This window comes from Amycolatopsis aidingensis (assembly GCF_018885265.1).
In the GTDB taxonomy this organism is placed as follows: Bacteria; Actinomycetota; Actinomycetes; order Mycobacteriales; family Pseudonocardiaceae; genus Amycolatopsis; species Amycolatopsis aidingensis.
The window spans coordinates 2,409,391-2,421,516 of the sequence record NZ_CP076538.1; the positions used below are offsets into that span (position 1 = coordinate 2,409,391).

17 protein-coding genes are annotated in these 12,126 nt (G+C 71.7%); 10 read left to right on the top strand and 7 right to left on the bottom strand.

Annotated elements, in window-relative coordinates:
* Positions 1-42: 42 nt before the first annotated feature.
* The 3 genes from KOI47_RS11465 to KOI47_RS11475 all read right to left on the bottom strand — a co-directional run bounded on the left by KOI47_RS11465 (position 43) and on the right by KOI47_RS11475 (position 1,958).
* Complete coding sequence (locus KOI47_RS11465) at positions 43-486, bottom strand: GtrA family protein (protein ID WP_216215961.1); 444 nt, start codon at positions 484-486, stop codon at positions 43-45.
* 48 nt (positions 487-534) lie between these two features.
* Entirely contained in the window at positions 535-975 is a 441-nt protein-coding gene (locus KOI47_RS11470) for an STAS domain-containing protein (RefSeq protein ID WP_232376689.1), read from the bottom strand.
* A gap of 197 nt (positions 976-1,172) precedes the next feature.
* Positions 1,173-1,958 (bottom strand): ANTAR domain-containing protein, encoded by a 786-nt coding sequence (locus tag KOI47_RS11475; RefSeq protein ID WP_216215962.1) that lies wholly within the window; start codon positions 1,956-1,958, stop codon positions 1,173-1,175.
* Positions 1,959-2,157: 199 nt separating this feature from the next.
* Between KOI47_RS11475 and KOI47_RS11480 the strand changes: the two genes are divergently transcribed.
* The gene (locus KOI47_RS11480) at positions 2,158-2,469 is read left to right on the top strand and encodes a HesB/IscA family protein (RefSeq protein ID WP_216215963.1); all 312 of its coding nucleotides are present in this window, start codon (positions 2,158-2,160) and stop codon (positions 2,467-2,469) included.
* Positions 2,470-2,558: 89 nt separating this feature from the next.
* Here KOI47_RS11480 and KOI47_RS11485 read toward each other — a convergent pair whose 3' ends face one another.
* Positions 2,559-3,689 carry a glycerate kinase gene (locus tag KOI47_RS11485; protein ID WP_232376690.1) on the bottom strand — a complete coding sequence of 377 codons (1,131 nt, stop codon included), beginning with the start codon at positions 3,687-3,689 and terminating at the stop codon, positions 2,559-2,561.
* Positions 3,686-4,657: a 2-hydroxyacid dehydrogenase gene (locus tag KOI47_RS11490; protein ID WP_216215964.1), complete on the bottom strand. Its 972-nt coding sequence runs from the start codon at positions 4,655-4,657 to the stop codon at positions 3,686-3,688. Before KOI47_RS11490 ends, KOI47_RS11485 begins: the two co-directional genes overlap by 4 nt.
* Positions 4,658-4,813: 156 nt before the next feature.
* Between KOI47_RS11490 and KOI47_RS11495 the strand changes: the two genes are divergently transcribed.
* Genes KOI47_RS11495 through KOI47_RS11535 form a run of 9 tightly spaced genes read left to right on the top strand, consistent with a single transcriptional unit; the run spans position 4,814 to position 11,155 of the window.
* Positions 4,814-5,623, top strand: a complete 810-nt coding sequence (locus KOI47_RS11495) for a CoA transferase subunit A (protein ID WP_216217246.1) — start codon at positions 4,814-4,816, stop codon at positions 5,621-5,623.
* Positions 5,620-6,387 (top strand): CoA-transferase subunit beta, encoded by a 768-nt coding sequence (locus tag KOI47_RS11500; RefSeq protein WP_216215965.1) that lies wholly within the window; start codon positions 5,620-5,622, stop codon positions 6,385-6,387. The genes KOI47_RS11495 and KOI47_RS11500 overlap by 4 nt, the downstream gene beginning before the upstream one ends.
* Positions 6,384-7,109: a protocatechuate 3,4-dioxygenase subunit beta gene (gene pcaH / locus KOI47_RS11505; RefSeq protein ID WP_232376691.1), complete on the top strand. Its 726-nt coding sequence runs from the start codon at positions 6,384-6,386 to the stop codon at positions 7,107-7,109. The genes KOI47_RS11500 and pcaH overlap by 4 nt, the downstream gene beginning before the upstream one ends.
* Entirely contained in the window at positions 7,106-7,651 is a 546-nt protein-coding gene (gene pcaG, locus KOI47_RS11510) for a protocatechuate 3,4-dioxygenase subunit alpha (RefSeq protein WP_216215966.1), read from the top strand. The genes pcaH and pcaG overlap by 4 nt, the downstream gene beginning before the upstream one ends.
* Positions 7,644-8,447 (top strand): 3-oxoadipate enol-lactonase, encoded by an 804-nt coding sequence (gene pcaD, locus KOI47_RS11515; RefSeq protein WP_216215967.1) that lies wholly within the window; start codon positions 7,644-7,646, stop codon positions 8,445-8,447. Before pcaG ends, pcaD begins: the two co-directional genes overlap by 8 nt.
* A 2-nt stretch (positions 8,448-8,449) precedes the next feature.
* On the top strand, positions 8,450-8,863 hold the full coding sequence (gene pcaC, locus KOI47_RS11520) for a 4-carboxymuconolactone decarboxylase (RefSeq protein WP_216215968.1): 414 nt from the start codon (positions 8,450-8,452) through the stop codon (positions 8,861-8,863).
* Between the two features lie 9 nt (positions 8,864-8,872).
* Positions 8,873-9,691, top strand: coding sequence for an IclR family transcriptional regulator (locus tag KOI47_RS11525; protein WP_216215969.1), 819 nt, complete (start codon positions 8,873-8,875; stop codon positions 9,689-9,691).
* Positions 9,688-10,266: a nucleotidyltransferase family protein gene (locus KOI47_RS11530; RefSeq protein ID WP_216215970.1), complete on the top strand. Its 579-nt coding sequence runs from the start codon at positions 9,688-9,690 to the stop codon at positions 10,264-10,266. The genes KOI47_RS11525 and KOI47_RS11530 overlap by 4 nt, the downstream gene beginning before the upstream one ends.
* A gap of 4 nt (positions 10,267-10,270) precedes the next feature.
* Positions 10,271-11,155 (top strand): AAA family ATPase, encoded by an 885-nt coding sequence (locus KOI47_RS11535; RefSeq protein ID WP_216215971.1) that lies wholly within the window; start codon positions 10,271-10,273, stop codon positions 11,153-11,155.
* Positions 11,156-11,258: 103 nt separating this feature from the next.
* On the opposite strand, the gene KOI47_RS11540 is transcribed toward KOI47_RS11535, so the two are convergent.
* Together KOI47_RS11540 and KOI47_RS11545 are read right to left on the bottom strand one after the other, a co-directional pair.
* Positions 11,259-11,609 carry an STAS domain-containing protein gene (locus tag KOI47_RS11540; RefSeq protein WP_216215972.1) on the bottom strand — a complete coding sequence of 117 codons (351 nt, stop codon included), beginning with the start codon at positions 11,607-11,609 and terminating at the stop codon, positions 11,259-11,261.
* 78 nt (positions 11,610-11,687) lie between these two features.
* Positions 11,688-11,993, bottom strand: a complete 306-nt coding sequence (locus tag KOI47_RS11545) for a WhiB family transcriptional regulator (protein WP_216215973.1) — start codon at positions 11,991-11,993, stop codon at positions 11,688-11,690.
* Positions 11,994-12,126: the final 133 nt, after the last annotated feature.

Genomic DNA, 12,126 nt, shown 5'->3' on the forward strand with positions numbered 1-12,126 from the left:
GTCGAGTGTAGACATCCCGCCCGTCCGTCTGCTGTGAGTGGGTTAGTGGCGGAGGAAGACCCAGGAACGCAGGGCGAGAAACCGGATGGCGCCACCGGCGAGGCTGGCCGCGGCCACCGCGGCGGACTCGGTGAAGGCGCCCGCCTGCGGTGCCACCGCGTGCAGGGTGAACAGCACCGCCGCCCCGTACCCGGCGTAGAACGTGAAGGTGAGCACCGCCTGCAGGTAGCGGCGGCCGGTGGGGCTCGCCGCGCTGGCGAAGGTCACCCTGCGGTGGAACTCGGTGTTGGCCAGTGTGGTGACCGCGATCGCCAGCAGGTTGGCGGCGTGCGGCCCGAATGGCTCCCGCAGGGCCAGGAACAGCAGGGCCTGCAGGCCGGTGGTGACCGCGCCCGCCGCCACGTACCAGGCGGCATGCCTGCCGAACTCGCGCCGCCCCTGCGCGGCGCGCTCCTCGCCGCCGGCCGCTGGCATCGCCACTGCCATGACCGAAATGTATGTCTACTGTGGAATTCTGGGAACCCGCCTCGCCACTCAACCGGTGTGACGTATGCCGCCCGTGGTCTGGACGGCGGCCAATGCGGCGCGCGTGGTGGGGTAGACGGGTACCAGGTTCAGATAGCCGGTGGCCTCCAGCGGGCGCAGCACGGCGCGGCCGCCCGCGGCCACCGCCCAGCGCAGGTCCCGGCGCGGCGGGTCGTGCGCGAACTCGACGAGCACCGAGATGCCTGCCGATCCGAGGAACTCCACCCCGTCCAGGTCGAGCACCAGTGCCCCGCCGTGTTCGGCGACGAGATCGACGCAACGGCGCAGTCCGGGAGCCGAGGCGATGTCGATATCGCCGCGGAGGCGGGCCAGCAGCACCCCGTGCTCGGCACGTTCGAAGTCGACGTGCAGACCATGCAGGCTGATGGCCTGCTGTTCGTTGTCGTGGTGTACTCGTTCGGCTAAGGCGGATGTGGTTGTGGTCCGCACGATTAGCTCCCTCCGGTTGGCACATGAGTGAGGCGAGGAAGCGGGGCGGCCGCCGGTTGCCACGTCAGCGGCGGCCGATCGTCAGTGACCACCAGAAGAGGCGCGGTGACCCGCTCCCTTCGGCTGGTTGCTCAACCGTAATTCCCACGTTACGGAAGGCCCCCGACGTAGGCAACCACCCCATTGGGCGAGAACGATCATGCTTCGCGCAGTGCCGTCCACATCCGGTTCGCTGCGTGGCGGGCCTGCTGGCCTGCGGGCTCTATTTTTGCCTTGTCGCCGAGCAGTTCGGCGGGAGCCTCCTCGGCCGGGGCGTTGCCGACCAGTTCCACGGTGGCCACGGCCAGATCGCGCAGCTTGACGTTGAAGTGCTGACTGGCCACCACCAGGGAGCGGAAGGCCGTCTCGGCGTCGCACCGGCGCACGGCCATGATCATCCCTTTCGCCTGCTCGATGATCCGCCGGTGCTCGAGCATCTGGACCAGTTGGTCGGCGCGCAGCACCTCGTCCGAGCAGTACTCCACCAGTGCCGCGGACATGGCCAGCATCGGTTCGACCTCTTCGACCGTGCGCAGGTCCTTGGCGGTGGGCTCGTGGTCGAGGTAGAGGGTGAACACGACCGGCCCCTCGTCGTCCCAGCTGCCGGCGACCGCCGTCGCGGCCAGGGGTCGTGGCCGGTCCGGGCGTGCGGTCACCGCGGCGGCCAAGTCCGGCCAGCGGTCGTCGGCTGCGAGATCGGCGGAGGAAACGGCCTCGTGCTCGCGCGCGGCATGCACGGTGGGGCCGGAGTCCAGTTTCCGTTGCAGGCGGTCGAGTTCGGACGCCACTCCGGCGGAGGCGAGCAGGCGCGGGTTCGCCGCGGCGGTGCACAGGCTCACACCCAGGCAGCCGCCGATCTCACCACGAACGTAGTCGAGGAGTGCGGACAGCAGTTCCGGGCCGAGCCGGAGCCGGGCGTCCGACACGACGTCGCCGTTGCTCACGGGCGGAAGCATAGCGGGGCCGCCGCGCGCACCGGCGCAGACGTGGGACGTTTTCGCTGCGTGACCGGGCTGGCTCCACGGCCGGCGCCATGACCTGCGATGGCGCGATTTGCCTTGCCCACCCCGAGCGCCCGATGTCACGCACCCCTACCGTGGGGGTGGCACAGCGCAACGACCGCGACCGAAGGGAAGGTCGAACATGCTTGCCATGACCGACGCGGCCGCCGAGGCGATCAGCGCCCTCACGGCACAACAGGAGAACTCGGGGCTGCGTTTCTCGGTGCAGGCCCAGCAGGACGCGGGCGCCCAGCTCGCGCTCTCCGTGGCCAACGAGCCGGAGGAGGGCGACCAGGTGCTCGGCACCGAGGGTGGGGCCAAGGTCTTCCTCGAGCCGCAGGCCGCCGAGTTCCTCGACGACAAGGTGCTCGATGTCCAGCAGGACGAGCAGGGGCAGCTGAACTTCGCCGTAATGCAACAGGCTTCTCCGGACGGTGACCAGCCGGCTCAGTAGCCGACGGCGGGAAGTCGCGGGAAGTCACGAGAAACGTGTCGTCCCGCGCCGTGGCTTTGCCGGGAACGGGCCGCGACTTCCCGCCGAGGTCAGCGGGTGAGCCAGGAGCGCAGCAGGGTCGCGGTCTGTTCGCGCAGCAGCGGGTAGGCGGCGCGCTGGGCGTGTTCCGCCGAGGGGGCGTGGTCGACCAGCGCACGGCTGGCCGCGATACCCGCGGCGGTGAGTTCGGCCTCGCCGAGCAGTACCCGCCCGGCGATGGCCAGCACCGGCACGTCCCGTCGGCCTGCCCTGGTGGCGATCCCGGCAGGTGCCTTGCCGTCCAGGCTCTGCGCGTCCAGTGAGCCCTCGCCGGTGATCACCAGGTCGGCCTCGGCCAGCGCGGCGCCCACCCCGGTCAGCTCGACCACCAGATCGAAGCCGGACTCGGCGGTGGCGCCAAGTCCTGCCATGGCACCGGCGGACACGCCGCCACCGGCGCCCGCGCCGGGAACCGAGGCGACCGGGGGTGCCCCGGCCGCGACCAGCGCCTCCGACCATGCCCGCAGGGCGGCATCCAGCTCGGCCACCTCGGCGGGTCCGGCGCCTTTCTGCGGGCCGAACACGGCGGCGGCCCCACGGGTGCCCAGCAGCGGGTTGGTCACATCGGTGGCCACCCTGACCTCGGCGTTCCCCAGCCGTCGGCGCACCTTGGTGAGGTCCACCGTGCGCACCGCGCCCAACGGCCCGCCACCGAGGTCGATCGGGTGGCCGGTGCCGTCCAGGATCTCCGCGCCCAGCGCACGCAGCATGCCGGCCCCGCCGTCGGTGCTGGCCGTTCCGCCGACCGTGAGCACCAGCCTGCGCGCGCCACCCTCCAGCGCGTGCGCCATCAGCTCGCCGACCCCGTAGGTGTGCGCGGCCAGTGCCACCTGCGGCGTGGGGGTCACGTACTCGATACCGCAGGCCCTGGCGGACTCCAGGTAGGCGGTGCCGTCCAGCACCACATACCAGGCATCCACCTGGTCGTGCAGCGGCCCGCGGACGCCGAGGTCCACCCGTCGCCCGCCGGCCGCCAGCAGCACGTCCAGGGTGCCCTCGCCGCCGTCGGCGACCGGGCACAGCGTCACCTCCGCCTCCGGCAGCGCATCCCGCACACCCGCGCCGATGGCCTCCGCCGCCTCGACGGCGGTCAGGCTGCCCTTGAACTTGTCCGGTGCCACCACCACTTTCCGCGCGGTCACGGGCGCACCTCCGTCAGCGGGCCGTTCCCGGCCAGCACCGAGGCCGCGTTGCGGGCGGCCAGCAGCGCCATCTCGGTCCTGGTCTCGACGGTCGCCGAGCCAAGGTGCGGGGCGAGCGCGACGTTGTCCAGCGCCAGCAGCCGCGGCTCAACCTCGGGCTCGCGTTCGAACACGTCCAGTGCGGCGCCCGCGATCACGCCGCCCTCCAGCGCGTCAGCCAGTGCCGCCTCGTCCACGACCGGTCCGCGGGTGGTGTTCACCAGGAAGGCGCCCGGCTTCATCGCGGCCAGGGCGCCCGCGTCGATCAGGTGCCGGGTCTGTGGGGTCAGCGGGCAGTGCAGGGACACCACATCGGCGGAGCCGAGCAGGCTCTCCATCGGCAGGAACCGCGCGTCGAGCTCGGCCTCCAGCTCCGGTGCGGCGCGCCTGCGGCCGGTGTAGCTGATCCGCATGCCGAAGGCGCGGGCCCGGCGCGCCACCGCGGTGCCGATCTGCCCGAGGCCGATGATGCCGAGTGACTTGCCCTGTAGCCCGGTGCCCAGCATGAACCCCAGGTTGAACTGCCACGGCTCGCGGGCCCGCAGCAACCGCTCGCCCTCGCCCAGCCTGCGGGTGACCGAGAGCAACAGGCCGAAGGTGAGGTCGGCGGTGGCGTCGGTGAGCACGCCAGGGGTGTTGGTCAGGATCACCTCGCGGGCGCGCAGTGCCGCCAGGTCCACGTTGTCGTAGCCCACGGCCACCGTGGCCACCACGCGCAGCTTCTCGCCCGCGGCGTCGGCGAAGGCGCCGTCGATGCGGTCCTGCAGGGTGCTCACCACGGCGCTGGCGCCCGCGACGACCTCGTGCAGTTCCTCCGGCGGCAGCGGGCGGTCCGGGTCCGGTGCCCACACCTCGCCCGCCTCGTGCAGCACCTTCATGGCCGGTTCCGCTATCGACCTGGTCACCACGATCTTGGGTGGCTTCGTCATGCAGCGAACGTAGCCACTCGATGGGGCGGAAAGCCAGCGCCGGGCCCCGCTCCGCGTTGACGCCCCCACGCACCCGCGCTATGTTCGTAGAGAGAACTAATGTGCGCATAGCGAACTAGTTGCGACACGGATACTGCGGACGGAACCGAGGTGACCATGGCCGAGGTCATCGGCTTGCGAGAGGCCGTAGCCGAGCTGGTGCGGGACGGCGACACGGTGGCGATGGAGGGCTTCACCCACCTGATCCCGGTGGCTGCCGGGCAGGAGATCATCCGGCAGCGGCGCACCGGCCTGACCCTGGCGCGGATGACCCCGGACATCATCTACGACCAGCTGATCGGCGCGGGCTGCGCGGGCAAGCTGATCTTCTCCTGGGGCGGGAACCCCGGGGTCGGCTCGCTGCACCGGTTCCGGGACGCCGTACAGCACTCCTGGCCGGTGCCGCTGGAGATCGAGGAGCACAGCCACGCCGGGATGGCCAACCGGTACGTGGCCGGTGCCTCCGGGCTGCCGTTCGCCGTGCTGCGCGGCTACACCGGCACCGACCTTGCCGGGCACACCGGCACGATCAAGCCGATCACCTGCCCGTTCACCGGCGAGCGGCTGACCGCCGTGCCCGCGCTCAACCCGGATGTGGCCATCGTGCATGCCCAGCGCGCCGACCGTGCGGGAAATGTGCAGCTGTGGGGAATCACCGGGGTGCAGAAGGAGGCCGTGCTCGCGGCGCACCGCGCGCTGGTCACCGTGGAGGAGGTCGTGCCGGAGCTGCCGCCGCGGCCGGGGGCGATCGTGCTGCCCGCCTGGGCGGTGACCGCGGTCGCCGAGGTTCCGTTCGGGGCGCGGCCATCCTACGCGCAGGACTACTACGACCGGGACAACGAGGCGTACCAGGCCTGGGACGCGATCAGCAGGGACCGCGCCGAGTTCGGCCGGTGGCTGCGGGAGGAGCTGGGAGCCGAGGTATGAGCACCCCTGACAGTGCCGACTACACCACGGACGAGATGATGAGTGTGGCCGCGGCGCGGGCGTTGCGGGACGGCAGCTCGTGCTTCGTGGGGATCGGGCTGCCGAGTACCGCAGCCAACCTGGCGCGCCGGCTGCACGCGCCGAACCTGACCCTGGTCTACGAGTCGGGTTGCCTCGGTGCCAAGCCTTCCCGCCTCCCACTGTCCATCGGGGACGGTGAGCTGGCGGAGACCGCGGACGCGGTGGTGAGCGTGCCCGAGGTCTTCAACTACTGGTTGCAGCCGGGCCGGATCGACGTCGGTTTCCTCGGCGCGGCCCAGCTGGACCGCTTCGGCAACATCAACACCACGGTGATCGGCGAGTACGCCGACCCGAAGGTGCGCCTGCCCGGCGCCGGTGGCGCACCGGAGATCGCGGCCTCCTGCCGCGAGGTGTTCGTGGTGCTGCGGCAGAGTGCCCGCGCCTTCGTCGAGGAGGTCGACTTCGTGACCTCCTTCGGGCACGGCCACGGCAAGGGGGACCGGCGGCGGCTCGGCCTGCCCGGCGCGGGGCCCACGCTGGTGATCACCGATCTTGGCGTCCTGCGGCCGGATCCGGAGACCGCCGAGCTGACCCTCACCGAGCTGCATCCCGGCGTCGAACCGGACCAGGTGCGCGCGGCCACCGGCTGGCCGCTGCGGGTGGCCGGGGACCTCGCGGTCACCCCCGCGCCCACCGAGCAGGAGCTGCGCGTGCTGCGTGAGTTGAAGAAGGTGAGCGCATGAGTGAGCGCATGACATTGCCCGCCTACCGGCGTGACCCCGAAGGCACCCACCCGCCGCTGGACTCGCCCGCGTACCGTTCCACGGTCCTGCGGCATCCGAAGCAGCCACTGGTGCTGTTGCCGCAGCGGCTCACCGAGGTCACCGGTCCGCTGCTGGGCCCTGGCCGGATCGGCCCGCAGGACAACGACCTGACTCGGCAGCGCGAGGGCGAGCCGGTGGGGCAGCGGATCCTGGTGCACGGCAGGCTGCTGGACGGGGACGGCAGCCCGGTACGCAACTCGCTGGTGGAGATCTGGCAGGCCAACGCGGCAGGCCGTTACCGGCACACCGGGGACCGCTGGCCCGCGCCGCTGGACCCCAACTTCGACGGTGTCGGCCGTACGCTGACCGATGAGGACGGCCGCTACGAGTTCCTCACCGTCAAACCGGGCGCCTACCCGTGGGCCAATCACGACAACGCCTGGCGGCCGGCGCATATCCATTTCTCGGTGTTCGGCTCGGCCTTCACCCAGCGGCTGGTCACCCAGATGTACTTTCCGGACGATCCGCTGTTCGACCAGGACCCGATCTTCAACTCGGTGCCGGACCCGAAGGCGCGGGAACGGATGATCTCCCGGTTCGACCTGAGCCGCACCGTGGAGTCCTGGGCGCTGGCCTTCGAGTTCGACATCGTGCTGCGCGGCAGGGAGGCTTCGGTGTTCGAGGACGAGGAGGAAACGTGACCGCCAATCTCGGGAGCACTCCTTCGCAGACGGTGGGGCCGTTCCTTTCCATCGGCCTACCGTGGACGGACGGCCCCGCGGTGACCGCGGACGAGGACACCGACGCGGTGTGGATCCGCGGGGTGGTCTCCGACGGCGCGGGCGAGCCGGTGCCGGACGCGCTGGTGGAGACCTGGCAGGCCGATCAGGACGGGCGCTTCGATCACCCGGACGACCCGCGCGGGGCGGTGCCGGGGTTCCGCGGCTTCGGCCGCTGCCCGACCGAGCCGGATGGCAGCTACGCCATCCGCACCGTGCTGCCGGGGGCGGTGCCGGGACAGGCCCCGCATATCGATGTCTCGGTGTTCGCCCGTGGCCTGCTGAACCGGGTGGTGACCAGGATCTACTTCCCGGAACACGCGGATCAGCATCGCACCGATCCGGTGCTGCTCGGTGTTCCGGCGCAGCGCAGGCACACCCTGATCGCCGTGCCCACCGGGGACGGCTACCGGTTCGACGTGCGGTTGCAGGGCGAGGACGAAACGGTCTTCTTCGATGTCTGAGCGCCCGTCTCCCGCGCCGTCCGGCCCGGTCGCGGTGCACCACCGCGCCGAAGGCCCGCCGCAGGGCGAGGTGGTGGTGCTGAGCGGGTCACTGGGCAGCGACCTGCGGATGTGGGAACCACAGGTACAGCCGCTGGTGGCGGCCGGGTACCGGGTGGTGCGCTACGACCATCGCGGGCACGGCGGCTCCCCGGTCCCGCCCGGCCCGTACTCCATCGCCGACCTCGGCGGGGACCTGCTCGCGCTGCTGGACCGGATCGGCGCCGAACGCGCCCACCTTGCCGGGATCTCGCTGGGCGGCATGACCGGGATGTGGCTGGCCGCGCATGCCCCTGCCAGGGTGTCCTCGCTGGTCCTGTGCTGCACCTCGGCCCGGCTCGGCCCGCCACGGATGTGGGCCGAACGCGCCGCAACGGTGCGGGAACGCGGCACCGGCGCGGTGGCCGAGGCCGTGGTCGCGCGCTGGGTCACCGAGGCCCATGCCCGCGCGCACCCGGAGCGGATGGCCTTCCTGCGGGAGATGGTGGCGGCCACACCCGCCGAGGGCTACGCCTCCTGCTGCGCCGCGATCGAGCGGATGGACCTGCTTGCGGAGTTGCCCGCGATCACGGCCCCGACGCTGGTGCTCGCGGGGGAACAGGACCCGGCCACGCCACCGGAGCACGCCGAGCTGATCGCGCGGGAGGTGCCAGGAGCCCGGCTCGCCCTGGTTCCCGGCGCCGCCCACCTCGGCACGCTGGAGCAGCAGGAGCGTTTCACCGAGCTGATCGTCGAGCATCTCAAGGGAGCGAGCTGACCGTGACGGACCGCCACCAGGCCGGGATGAACGTGCGCCGCGAGGTCCTCGGTGATGAGCATGTGGACCGTGCCCTCGCGGGCACCACCGAGTTCACCGCGCCGTTCCAGGAGTACATCACGCAGGCCGCCTGGGGTTCGGTGTGGACCCGGCCGGGGCTGGACCGGCGCACCCGCAGCTGTATCACCCTTGCCCTGCTCACCGCGTTGCGCTGCGAGGACGAGCTCGCGATGCACGTGCGGGCGGCTGTGCAGAATGGACTGAGCCCCGAGGAGATCGCCGAGGTGCTGCTGCACACCGCCGTGTACGCGGGTGTGCCGGCCGCGAACAGTGCCTTCGGCGTGGCCAACCGGACGCTGGGCGAGCTGGGTGAACCGGCCGCGCGCCGTCGCGAGCCCGAGCAGGACCCCGGCTAGAGTCACGTTATGGACGAGGAGGAGCAGGACCCCGACATCGCCGCGGCCCGCGGCGCACACCACGTGCAGTCGCTCGAGCGGGGACTTGCGGTCATCCGGGCGTTCAACGCGGGCTCCCCGCAGCTCACCCTGAGTGAGGTGGCCAGGTCGACCGGCCTCACCAGGGCGGCCGCCCGCCGGTTCCTGCTCACCCTCGCCGACCTTGGCTACGTCCGCACCGACGGGAAGCACTTCTCGCTGACCGCGCGGGTGCTCGAGCTCGGCTACGCATACCTGTCCAGCCTCTCCCTGCCCGAGGTGGCCCAGCCGCACCTGGAACGGCTCTCCGCCGAGGTGCACGAGTCCTGCTCCGTCTCGGTGCTGGAGGGCACCGACATCGTCTACGTTGCCAGGGTCGCGGTGTCCCGGATCATGGCCGTCACCATCAACGTGGGCACCCGCTTCCCGGCACATGCCACCTCGATGGGGCATGTGCTGCTGGCAGGCCTTCCGGAACCCGAGCTGGCCCGGTACCTCGAGCAGGCCCGGCTGGACCGGCTCACCTCGCACACGCTGACCTCGGCCCCGGCGCTGCGTGCCGAGCTGGCCAGGGTGCGCGAGCAGGGATGGGCGCTGGTCGACCAGGAGCTGGAGGAGGGGCTGCGCTCGGTGGCCGCACCGGTGCGCGACCGCGGCGGGCAGGTGGTCGCCGCGGTGAACGTGTCCACCCACGCCGGTCGTACCTCGCCGGAGACGCTGCGCGGCGACACGCTGCCCGCACTGCTGGACACCTGCAAGCTGATCGAGGCCGACCTGGCGGTCACCATGGCGGCCCAGGCGAGCCGATGAGGGTGGCCGGCCTGCTGCTGGCCGCGGGCCAGGGGCGGCGGTTCGGTGGCCCGAAGGCACTGGCCGAGGTGGACGGCGAGCCGTTCGTGCTGCGTGCCCTGCGCACGCTCACCGGGGGCGGCTGCGATCCCGTGCACGTGGTGCTCGGCGCGCGGGCGGAGGCCGTGCGGGAGCTGCTGCCCGCTACGGCGGTCGCGGTGCACGCCCCGGACTGGGGCAGCGGGATGGGTGCCTCGTTGCGTGCCGGGCTGGGCTCGTTCGACGGCCTGGCCCAGCCGCCAGAGGCGGTGCTGGTGCATCTGGTCGACCTGCCGTGGGTCCCGGCCGGGGTGGTGGCAAGGCTGGCCGGGTACGCCGGACCCTCGGCCGTGGCCAGGGCCTGCTACCGGGGCAGCCCCGGCCACCCTGTGCTGCTGGGACGCCGCTGGTGGGCCGAGGTCGCCGCGGAGGCGGAAGGCGACCGCGGGGCGCGGGACTGGCTGGCCACCCGGCCGGACCTGCGCCTGGTGGAATGCGCGGACCTCGGCAGCGGCACCGATGTGGACACGCGGGCCGATCTTGGCGTCGTAGAGTGAGGGGATGGGCTCCTCGGCATCTCCCGGCTCCCCGGAAACGCTCGCCGGCCTGCTGGAGCGCACCGGCTACTTCGCCGACGTCGGGGTGGCCACCGCCGCCTTCCTGGCGCTGCGGATGCGGCGGCCGCTGTTCTGCGAGGGGGAACCGGGCACCGGTAAGACCGCACTCGCCGTCGCGCTCGCCGAAGGTCTCGGTTTGCCCCTGATCCGCCTGCAGTGCCACGAGGGCATCGACGCTGCGCAGGCGCTGTACGAGTGGGACTTCCCGCGCCAGCTGCTGCACCTGCGGGCGCTGGAGGCCGCTGGCGATGGCGCGCTGGATGTGGACGCGGCCGAGCGCTCCCTCTACACCGAGCGTTTCCTGCTGGCCCGGCCGTTGTTGCGGGCGCTGACTTCCGCCCCCTGCGTACTGCTGGTGGACGAGATCGACCGGGCGGACGACGAGTTCGAGGCCTTCCTGCTGGAGCTGCTGGACGAGAACGCGGTGACCATCCCGGAGTTCGGCGAGGTGCGGGCGCGGACCCCGCCGCTGGTGGTGCTCACCTCGAATCGCACTCGCGAGGTGCACGACGCGCTCAAGCGCCGCTGCCTCTACCACTGGCTGGAGCATCCGGATCTGGCGCGGGAGGTGGCGATCCTGCGCGGCAGGCTGCCCGGAATCGGCGACCGGCTGGCGGGCCAGATCGCCGAGGCGGTGCGCAGGCTGCGCGGGCTGGAACTGCTCAAGCCGCCGGGGGTCGCCGAGTCGCTGGACTGGGGTCGCGCGCTGCTCGCGCTCGGCAGGGACGAGCTCGACGCGGCCTCGGCCGCCGCGACCCTCGGCGCGGTGCTGAAGTACAGCGAGGACCTCGACCGTGCCCGTTTCGGGCTGGACACCCTGCTCCGCTAAGTAGGGTCGCCCGCCGGAGCCCCGAAAGCTCTGAACGTGGCGTTTGCGACGTCAGATGTCCCGATAGTGCCGTTCGCGACGCTGAACGTCCGGAAAGCCACGTTCACGGCTCGGGGCGGGTCCAGGTGAGATGGTCGGCGACCCCGGCAAGGGTGATGATGCGCTCGACGGCCGCACTGGCCAGCACGGTCATCGGGATCCCCTGCTCGGTGGCCAGCCGCTCGATCTGCAGCAGCACGTTCAGCGCCGAGGAGTCGAAAAAGCCGACCCCGGTGAGGTCGGCCAGCACCCTGGAAGGGCGTTGTTGCTCGATCACCGAGTTCAGTGCCTCCTGCAGGCGCGGGCTGGTGAGCAGGTCGAGCTCACCGGCCACCGCCACCTGCCAGCCGCCGTCGACCTCGGAGGTGGTGATCTGGAAGCCAGGCGTACGGGCATCCGGACCAGGGACGCTCATGGAGGCTCTCCTCAGCTTTACCGACCCGCATCGGGTATGCGGACACGACCTTAGCCGAGCCGTCCTGCGGCCCTGTGCTCACCCGATGCGTCCTGCCCGGCGTGCCCTTCTCCGCTGCCGCAACAGTTCTCGTCGTTCCGATTCTCCGAGGCCGCCCCAGATCCCGTACGGTTCCTCGACCGAAAGGGCGTGGCTGCGGCATTCCTGCAGTACCGGGCACTGGGAGCAGATCGCCTTGGCCCGTTCCTCACGCCGTTCTCTTGCCACGCCGCGCTCGTTGTCGGTGTGGAAGAACAAGCCGCTGTCCACTCCACGGCACGCGGCCTGCAGCTGCCAGTCCCATTGTTCGGCGACTACCAGCGGCAGCCTGCCCACCTCGGCCATACCGGTCTCACCCCTCGCCTTCCCTTCGGCTCGTCGTGCCAGGGGATACCCGGGGTTGTTCGCGGGCAAACGTGGCGATCCCGGCGACCGCACCGGTTCGCGGATGATTGGCCAGGCTCCCTGGCGGGTAGCT

Coding starts and splice junctions, on each gene's coding strand:
- KOI47_RS11465 (WP_216215961.1), bottom strand. CDS start 486: ATGGCAGTGGCGATGCCAGCGGCCGGCGGCGAGGAGCGCGCCGCGCAG.
- KOI47_RS11480 (WP_216215963.1), top strand. CDS start 2,158: ATGCTTGCCATGACCGACGCGGCCGCCGAGGCGATCAGCGCCCTCACG.
- KOI47_RS11490 (WP_216215964.1), bottom strand. CDS start 4,657: ATGACGAAGCCACCCAAGATCGTGGTGACCAGGTCGATAGCGGAACCG.
- KOI47_RS11495 (WP_216217246.1), top strand. CDS start 4,814: ATGGCCGAGGTCATCGGCTTGCGAGAGGCCGTAGCCGAGCTGGTGCGG.
- KOI47_RS11500 (WP_216215965.1), top strand. CDS start 5,620: ATGAGCACCCCTGACAGTGCCGACTACACCACGGACGAGATGATGAGT.
- pcaH (WP_232376691.1), top strand. CDS start 6,384: ATGAGTGAGCGCATGACATTGCCCGCCTACCGGCGTGACCCCGAAGGC.
- pcaD (WP_216215967.1), top strand. CDS start 7,644: ATGTCTGAGCGCCCGTCTCCCGCGCCGTCCGGCCCGGTCGCGGTGCAC.
- KOI47_RS11525 (WP_216215969.1), top strand. CDS start 8,873: ATGGACGAGGAGGAGCAGGACCCCGACATCGCCGCGGCCCGCGGCGCA.
- KOI47_RS11530 (WP_216215970.1), top strand. CDS start 9,688: ATGAGGGTGGCCGGCCTGCTGCTGGCCGCGGGCCAGGGGCGGCGGTTC.
- KOI47_RS11535 (WP_216215971.1), top strand. CDS start 10,271: ATGGGCTCCTCGGCATCTCCCGGCTCCCCGGAAACGCTCGCCGGCCTG.
- KOI47_RS11540 (WP_216215972.1), bottom strand. CDS start 11,609: ATGAGCGTCCCTGGTCCGGATGCCCGTACGCCTGGCTTCCAGATCACC.
- KOI47_RS11545 (WP_216215973.1), bottom strand. CDS start 11,993: ATGGCCGAGGTGGGCAGGCTGCCGCTGGTAGTCGCCGAACAATGGGAC.